We start from the raw sequence: 8,058 nt of genomic DNA on the forward strand, positions 1-8,058 counted from the left end.
CCGGACACATATCCGGTGACCGCCCCTTCGTCGCGTGCAGGCCCTGCGGCTCAGCTTCGTCGCGTGCAGGCCCTGCGGCTCAGCTTCGTCGCGTGCAGGCCCTGTTGCTCAGCTGCGTCGCGTGCCGGCCCGGCGGCTCAGCCGAGCAGGCCGCCGATGGGGTTCTGCCCGCCGCCGGAGGTCCCGCCGGACGTCCCGCCGGTGGAGCCGCCATTGTCCGTACCGCCGCCCCCCGTGGAGCCGCCGCCGGTGCCGGTGGAGCCGGAGGAGCTCGGGCCGGAACTGCCGGAACTGCTGGACGGGGGCTGCTGCGGCGTCGTCTGCCGCAGGGGCTGCTGGACGGCGCCCTGGGTCTGGCTGGGCTGTCCCGCACCGGCCCCCGCCTGGCCGGACTCGCGGACGGAGCCCGCGGCGGGCGTGGACTCCTTGTCGGAGGGGGAGGTGGCGGCACCGCTGCGGGAGGGCGCGGGGCGCTGCCCGGCGGGCGTGTGGGAGGCCCGGCCGCTGCGGGACTCCTGCGGGAGCGGGGAGCCGGGCAGCTGGTTGGTCGGGTTGCCGTTCGGGCCGGGCACGGTGACGACCTCGGAGGAGCGGACCGCGCCACCGAGCATGGAGCCCACGAGCAGGGTGAGGCCGACGACGACAGTGGCGACGACGGCGCCCCGTCGGAGCACCCGGCGGCGCAGGTCCCAGATCGCCGAGCGCGGGCCGAGCCTGCGCCATGCCTCACCGGCGAGGTGTCCGTCGACGGAGTAGACGGGGGCGCCCGCGATGATCAGCGGGCTCCAGGCAGCGAGGTAGATGATGTCCGGCGCGTCGTAGGCGGCGACGGTGCGCCAGCTGACGGTGACCAGCAGGGCGGCGGAGAGAAGGGCGCCGAAGGAGGCGGCGACCCGCTGCCAGAGGCCGAGGACGGTGAGGACGCCGACGACGACCTGGAGGAAGGCGACGGTCAGCCCGGCGCCGACGGGGTGCGAGAGCGCGAAGTCGCGCAGCGGCTCGGCCAGTGTCCAGGGGTGCAGCGAGGTCAGCCACTTGACCATCGAGCCGCGTTCGCCGCCGTCGAAGTAGACGGGGTCGCACAGCTTGCCCATGCCGGCGTAGACCGAGATGAAGCCGAGGAAGACGCGCAGGGGCAGCAGCACGACGCCGAGGTTCATCCGGCGGCCAGGGTAGTACGCGTGCCGCACGGAGTCGTTGCCGTGGCGCGGGCCCCGGGCGTCGGTGCTGTCGTCGTAGTCGTCCTCGTCGTACGCGTCGTCCCGGTCGTAGGCGCCCCGGCCGTACGGTCCGGTGTCGACGGGGTCGTAGGCGCCGACCGCCCGGCGCATGGGCGGCAGCAGGGGGCCGTTGCCGTGGCGGCCCGGCTGGTGCGGCGCGGTGATGACGGGGTTGGGCCGGGTCTCTTCGAGACGCTCGATGACCTGGGTGCCGCCCGCGCCGGCCCCGCCGTCGAACTCGTGGCCCGTGTGGGCGGGTTGGGCGGCATAGGGGTCGTAGGAGTCGTACGCGGTGGCCGGGCGGCCCGCGGTGGAGTTCCGTACGGCCTGCAGGAGTCCGGTGGCGCCGGGGTCGCCGGGGGCGGACCTGCCGCTCCATACGACGGGCGAGCGCCTGCCGCGCGCCGCTCCGGTGCCGCCGCTCATGGCGGGGATCCTGCGCACGCCGACGGGGGCCGGACCGTGCAGCCGCGCGCGCTGGCCGGGGGCGAGCCGCACCCGGAAGCTGGCGTGGTTGACGATGACCTGCGCAGGGTCGCAGTCCACCTTGGTCATGCTCAGGGCGGGTTGTTCGTCGAACCGAGGCGTTCTGGTGTCCACACTCATCTAACCGAGTGATGTGTGTTTAGGACACTGCCTTGACGGGCCCGAAGTGTCCGAGGCCCGTCAATGGTCTCCGGCAGGGGGCGCCCCGGTCGGCCGCCCCCCGTCCGGGTGTACGTCAGGCCCGGCGCCGCGCGACCTCGTACAGGACGATCCCGGCCGCGACACCCGCGTTCAGCGACTCCGCGCCGCCCGGCATCGAGATGCGGACCCGGTAGTCGCAGGTCTCGCCGACGAGGCGGCCGAGGCCCTTGCCCTCGCTGCCGATGACGATGACGACGGGACCGGCGAGTGCCTCCAGGTCCTCGACGGTGTGCTCGCCGTCCGCGGCGAGGCCGACGACGGTGATGCCGGCCTTCTGGTAGCCCTCCAGGGCGCGGGTCAGGTTCGTCACCCGGGAGACCGGCGTACGGGCCGCCGTGCCCGCGGAGGACTTCCAGGCGCCCGCCGTCATCCCGGCCGCGCGCCGCTCCGGCACGACCACGCCGTGGCCGCCGAACGCGGAGACGGAGCGGACGATCGCGCCCAGGTTGCGCGGGTCGGTGACGCCGTCGAGGGCGACGATCAGCGGGTCCTCGCCCTTGTCGTACGCGGCGGCGGTGAGGTCCTCCGGGTGCGCGTACTCGTACGGCGGGACCTGGAGGACGAGGCCCTGGTGGTTCAGGCCGTTCGTCATCCGGTCCAGCTCGGGGCGCGGGGCCTCCATCAGGTTGATGTTGCCGCGCTCGCCGGCGAGCTGGAGCGCCTCGCGGACCCGCTCGTCGTTGTCGATGTACTGCTGGACGTACAGGGTCGTCGCCGGGACGCCGTCGCGCAGGGCCTCGTAGACCGGGTTGCGGCCGACGACCATCTCGGACGTGCCCTTCGCGCCGCCGCGCCGGGGGGCGGGGCGGCGGGCCGCGGCCTGCTTGGCCTGGGCGCTGGCGATGCGGTTCTTCTTGTGTCCCTTGCGGGCGGAGGCGGGCGGAGTCGGGCCCTTGCCTTCGAGGCCACGGCGTCGCTGCCCACCGCTGCCGACCTGCGCGCCCTTCTTGTTGGACGTGCGGCGGTTCCTGCGCTGGCTGTTCCCGGCCATGACCTACCTGTTTCGTTGCTTCTCAGACGTGCGTACGTATAAGTGAAGTGTGCCGCCCGGATCGCCGGGCGGCACATGGGGGACTACTGGCGCGGGCCGAGTGTCCACCGTGGTCCGGCCGGGCTGTCCTCGATGACGAGCCCGGACTGGTTGAGCTGGTCGCGGATGGCGTCGGCCGCCGGCCAGTCCTTGCGTTCGCGGGCCGACTGGCGCTGGTCCAGGACGAGGCGTACGAGCGTGTCGACGACCCCGTGCAGATCGTCGCCGCGGTCGCTCTCGCCCGCCCAGTGCTCGTCGAGCGGGTCGAGGCCGAGGACGCCGAGCATCGCGCGGACCTCCGCGAGCCGGGCGACGGCGGCCTCCTTGTCGTCGGCGGCGAGCGCGGAGTTGCCCTGGCGGACCGTGGTGTGGACGATCGCGAGCGCCTGCGGGACGCCCAGGTCGTCGTCCATCGCCTCGGCGAACGCGGGCGGCACCTCGGTGGCGGGCTCGACCGTCTCGCCCGCCTTCTCGGTGACGCGCTGCACGAAGCCCTCGATCCGCGCGAACGCGGACTCGGCCTCGCGCAGGGCCTCCTCGCTGTACTCGATCATCGACCGGTAGTGCGGGGTGCCGAGGTAGTAGCGCAGCACGATCGGACGCCACTGCTTGACCATCTCGCCGACCAGCACGGAGTTGCCGAGCGACTTCGACATCTTCTCGCCGGACATGGTGACCCAGCCGTTGTGCACCCAGTACTTGGCGAACTCGTCACCGTACCCCTTGGCCTGGGCGATCTCGTTCTCGTGGTGCGGGAAGATCAGGTCGATGCCGCCGCCGTGGATGTCGAAGGCGGTGCCGAGGTACTTGTGGGCCATGGCGGAGCACTCCAGGTGCCAGCCGGGCCGGCCGCGGCCCCACGGGGTCTCCCAGCTGGGCTCGCCCGGCTTGGTCGCCTTCCACATCGCGAAGTCGCGCTGGTCGCGCTTGCCGGTCTCGCCCTCGCCGGACGGCTGGCGCAGATCGTCCAGGTCCTGGTTGGAGAGCTCCAGGTAGCCGGGGAAGGAGCGCACGTCGAAGTAGACGTTGCCGTCGGCGGCGTAGGCGTGACCGCGTTCGATCAGGCCGCGCATCATCTCGATCATCTCGGGGATGTGGCCGGTCGCGCGCGGTTCGTAGGTGACCGGGAGGCAGCCGAGCGCGTCGTATCCGGCGTTGAACGCACGCTCGTTCTCGTACCCGATGGCCCACCACGGGCGGCCCTGCTCGGCCGACTTCGCGATGATCTTGTCGTCGATGTCGGTGACGTTCCGGATGAACGTGACGCCGTAGCCGCGGTACTCGAACCAGCGGCGCATGATGTCGAAGTTCAGCCCGGACCGGATGTGCCCGATGTGCGGGGCGGCCTGGACAGTCGCGCCACAGAGGTAGATCGAGACACAGCCCGCTGTGAGCGGGACGAAGTCACGGATCTGCCGGGCGCTGGTGTCGTACAGGCGAATAGTCACGCCTCAAGGGTAGTGGGCGCGCACCAGTGCCCCGCCACCCCTTGGGGATCGCGGGGAAAAGTTTGCGGCGGCCCAGTGTCTGCCCCTGGATGGGGCCGGCCTTGCGGGGCACGATGCGGACGACGACGCGTTCGTCGTCGTCACCGGACGATGGTGCTCCTGCCCCCTGCCCCAACCCCGCGTCACGGCTCCCGCTTCCCGTTCCTGCCCACCGGAGGTCAAGGCGAGTGCGGCGCCCGCGAGCGGCAGCGCGGAGGTGGTCAGCCCGTGCGGTAGACCAGTGCGGTCGCGATCCCGGCGAGGCCATCGGCCCGCCCGGTGAAGCCGAGCCCGTCGGAGGTGGCGGCGGAGAGCGAGACGGGCGCCCCCACGGCGGCCGACAGCACCCGCTGCGCCTCGTCGCGCCGCTTGCCGATCTTCGGCCGTACGCCGACGACCTGAACGGCGACATTGCCGATCTCGAACCCCTCGGCCCGCACGATCCGCGCCGCTTCGGTCAGCAGAGTGACCCCGGCGGCGCCGGACCACTCGGGCCGCCCGGTGCCGAAGTGCTGCCCGAGGTCGCCGAGCCCGGCGGCGGAGAAGAGCGCGTTGCACGCGGCGTGCGCGACGACATCGGCGTCGGAGTGCCCGGCCAGACCGGGCCCCTCGCCCTCCCACAGCAGCCCCGCGCACCACAGTTCGCGGCCCTCTTCGAAGGCGTGGATGTCCGTGCCGATCCCGACGAGCGGGATCACGGGCCCGGTCCGTTCCTCAGAAGCCATCGTTCGCCCTCCTGCGCGCGAGTACCGCCTCGGCCAGCACCAGATCCAGCGGCCGGGTCACCTTGAACGCCTCTTCGTGCCCGGGTACGACCACGACCGGCGCCCCGAGCCGCTCCACCATGCCCGCGTCGTCCGTGGCGCCCTCGCCGCTGACGGCGACGGTCTCGTGCGCGCGCACCAGCGTGTCGCGGTCGAAGCCCTGCGGGGTCTGCACGGCGCGCAGCCTTGCCCGCACGGGCGTGCCGAGCACCGGCTCCGGCTCCCCCGGCGCCCCCGGCTCGACCTCCTTGACGGTGTCGGCGAGCGGCAGCGCGGGCACGACGGCGGGCGCGCCGTCCCGTACCGCCTCGATCACCGCGTCCACGGTGTCGACGGGAACCAGCGGGCGCGCCGCGTCGTGGACGAGGACGGTGGTGATGCCCTCGGGCAGGGCGTCGAGACCGAGCCGCACCGACTCCTGGCGGGTCTCACCACCGGGCACCACGAGATAGTCGGTGCGCTCGGGCAGGGCGTGCTCGTCGAGCAGGTTCTTGACCTCGGGGGCGCCGTCCGGCGGCGCCACGACGACGACCAGGGAGACGGAACGGGACGCGGCCATGGCCCGTACCGCATGGATGAGCATGGGCGTCCCGCCCAGCGCACGGAGCGCCTTGGGGGCGCCCGGGCCGAGCCGTACGCCGCGGCCGGCCGCGGGGATCACGGCGGCTGTGCGGTACGGACGCGATTGATCAGACATCGGTTGCACTCCGAAGCTTCGGCAGGTTTGTTTCCACGGCCGACATGGGTATGGCCACAAGCGAGCCGGGCGCCACGCCAGGACTCGACCGGGCCCTTTCCGTGACACCCGGTCGACGACGGGCACGCCGCACCGGCCGTTCGTGGTCGGCTGCGCAAGATCGCGAGCAACGTATCCGGGGGATCGCCGATGAAGCCAACGCATCGGTGAGTCGGGGCGAAATCCGGCCATGCCGTGGCCGAATCCAAACATGCCGCAGCGCCCGACGACATCCCGTGAATACGGTTGTCAGCGGGCACCGCGGCACATTAATTACGGCCGGCGTGAGCCGGTTCAGGACGCGAGTACCTCGTCGAGCAGAGCCTCGGCCTTGTCCTCGTTCGTGTTCTCCGCGAGAGCGAGTTCGCTCACCAGAATCTGGCGAGCCTTGGCGAGCATCCGCTTCTCACCTGCGGAGAGTCCACGCTCGCGCTCACGACGCCACAGGTCGCGAACCACTTCGGCGACCTTGATGACATCGCCGGAGGCGAGCTTCTCCAGATTTGCCTTGTAGCGCCGGGACCAGTTCGTCGGCTCTTCGGCATACGGTGCGCGCAGCACTTCGAAGACCCGGTCCAGCCCCTCCTGCCCGACCACATCGCGTACGCCCACGAACTCCGCATTGTCCGCCGGCACACGAACCGTCAAGTCGCCCTGGGCGACCTTGAGCACCAAGTAGGTCTTGTCCACGCCTTTGATCTGGCGAGTTTCGATAGCCTCGATCAGCGCGGCCCCGTGATGGGGATAGACCACGGTGTCGCCAACCTTGAACGTCATGTGACAGGTACCCCTTCCGTGGCTATCAAGAGTAACACGAGAACAGCTTCTCCTGAATGGCGTTTCCGCAGGTCAGGGCATATCTCGGGGCTTGACAACAGCAACACGTACGTGCTGCGGAAGGCTCACGGGAGACGGTATTCGCAGGTCGGAGCGGCTGTACAGGCGAGGCGAAACACGCACGTCACACGCATCGGAACCCCGCTCCGAAGTGGTTGAACGTCCCGTTTTGCCGGGTTCAGGATGATGAACTTTACGTACTCCGTTCGGAGATCGATCACCCGCTCGGACGCACGTGTGGTTGATCAATGGATATTGATCGGCACCCCGATGCGATCGGTTAATACGAACGGAATGCGCCACACTCCATGACACGCTCCATGAATTGATCACCCGCGATATGTGAACGGAACGTGTCGATGGTTTCGGGGGTGTTCGGTGGTGCTCCGTTCCGTGAACCCCGGCCCCGGGTGCGGGCCCCGAACGGCACCGGCCCGGGAAGTGCCGGAGCACGAAGGGCCGCGTAGGGGCGGGTCGGGTGCGGGGCGGGTGGGACGGCTCGGTAGCCTAAGGCCGCTGACACACCCTTAGGGCGGCTTTACGCCGCCCGCCCCTCCCGTCCGCAGTCCGACACGTTCAAGGAGTTGCCGCCGCCGTGAGCCGCAGCCTTCGACACGGCGCTCTCGCCGCCACAGCCATCGTGTTCTCGATCGCCTCGCTCGCCGCGTGCGGTGCGGGCAATGACGCAGCGACGCTCAAGGTCAGGCCGGACAGTGCTGCCACCAGATCCGGTGACATCAGCATCCAGAACGCGAACGTCATCACCCAGCCCGAGCGCAACGCCGAGGGCCCTGCCGTCGTCTCCGCGACGCTCTTCAACAACGGCACCAAGCAGCAGACCCTGGACGCCATCACCCTGCCGGGTACGAGCGTCGCGGTGCAGTTGCACGCCGCCCAGGGCACGGGACCCGTCGTGGTCCCGGCCGGCGGCAAGGTGGTCCTCGGCGGCAAGGGCAACGCGTCCGCCGTGATCGAGAAGAGCCGCGAGGCCGCGCAGGCGGGCAACGTTCAGCCCGTCGTCTTCAAGTTCAGCTCGACCGGGGAGATCTCGCTCGGCGCGTTCGTCGTTCCGGCGACCAGCTACTTCACGGGCTTCGGCCCGAGCTCGCTGCCGGTGGCGCCGTCGCCCTCCGCGACGCCGGGGGCGCCGGGCGAGCCCGGGGCCGAGTCCGGTTCCACGGACGAGGCGGTCACCCCGTCCGACGCCGCGTCCGCCTCGGCGCAGACCGGCTGACCGACGCGGGTGCGCGCGTACGCAGGCACGTGAACGGCGGAGGGCGCCCTCCCTTTCGGGGGG

Annotated in this window: 7 protein-coding genes; 1 reads left to right on the forward strand and 6 read right to left on the reverse strand. The window is 71.3% G+C overall.

The window, feature by feature from the left end; all coding sequences use genetic code 11:
* Window positions 1-137: 137 nt before the first annotated feature.
* The 6 genes from ACFU8Q_RS36305 to ACFU8Q_RS36330 form a co-directional block, all read right to left on the reverse strand.
* Entirely contained in the window at window positions 138-1,826 is a 1,689-nt protein-coding gene (locus ACFU8Q_RS36305) for a DoxX family membrane protein (protein WP_384462845.1), read from the reverse strand.
* A 115-nt stretch (window positions 1,827-1,941) separates the two neighbouring features.
* Window positions 1,942-2,898 carry a 23S rRNA (guanosine(2251)-2'-O)-methyltransferase RlmB gene (gene rlmB, locus ACFU8Q_RS36310; protein ID WP_384462848.1) on the reverse strand — a complete coding sequence of 319 codons (957 nt, stop codon included), beginning with the start codon at window positions 2,896-2,898 and terminating at the stop codon, window positions 1,942-1,944.
* Window positions 2,899-2,981: 83 nt separating this feature from the next.
* Window positions 2,982-4,385 (reverse strand): cysteine--tRNA ligase, encoded by a 1,404-nt coding sequence (cysS, locus tag ACFU8Q_RS36315; protein ID WP_384462851.1) that lies wholly within the window; start codon window positions 4,383-4,385, stop codon window positions 2,982-2,984.
* A 260-nt stretch (window positions 4,386-4,645) separates the two neighbouring features.
* Window positions 4,646-5,149: a 2-C-methyl-D-erythritol 2,4-cyclodiphosphate synthase gene (gene ispF / locus ACFU8Q_RS36320; RefSeq protein WP_384462854.1), complete on the reverse strand. Its 504-nt coding sequence runs from the start codon at window positions 5,147-5,149 to the stop codon at window positions 4,646-4,648.
* Window positions 5,139-5,885: a 2-C-methyl-D-erythritol 4-phosphate cytidylyltransferase gene (gene ispD / locus ACFU8Q_RS36325; RefSeq protein ID WP_266747624.1), complete on the reverse strand. Its 747-nt coding sequence runs from the start codon at window positions 5,883-5,885 to the stop codon at window positions 5,139-5,141. Before ispD ends, ispF begins: the two co-directional genes overlap by 11 nt.
* A 333-nt stretch (window positions 5,886-6,218) precedes the next feature.
* Window positions 6,219-6,701 (reverse strand): CarD family transcriptional regulator, encoded by a 483-nt coding sequence (locus ACFU8Q_RS36330; RefSeq protein ID WP_006380568.1) that lies wholly within the window; start codon window positions 6,699-6,701, stop codon window positions 6,219-6,221.
* Between the two features lie 655 nt (window positions 6,702-7,356).
* Between ACFU8Q_RS36330 and ACFU8Q_RS36335 the strand changes: the two genes are divergently transcribed.
* The gene (locus ACFU8Q_RS36335) at window positions 7,357-7,995 is read left to right on the forward strand and encodes a DUF461 domain-containing protein (protein ID WP_384462857.1); all 639 of its coding nucleotides are present in this window, start codon (window positions 7,357-7,359) and stop codon (window positions 7,993-7,995) included.
* Window positions 7,996-8,058 lie beyond the last annotated feature (63 nt).

The organism is Streptomyces sp. NPDC057543, from assembly GCF_042801895.1.
In the GTDB taxonomy this organism is placed as follows: domain Bacteria; phylum Actinomycetota; class Actinomycetes; order Streptomycetales; family Streptomycetaceae; genus Streptomyces.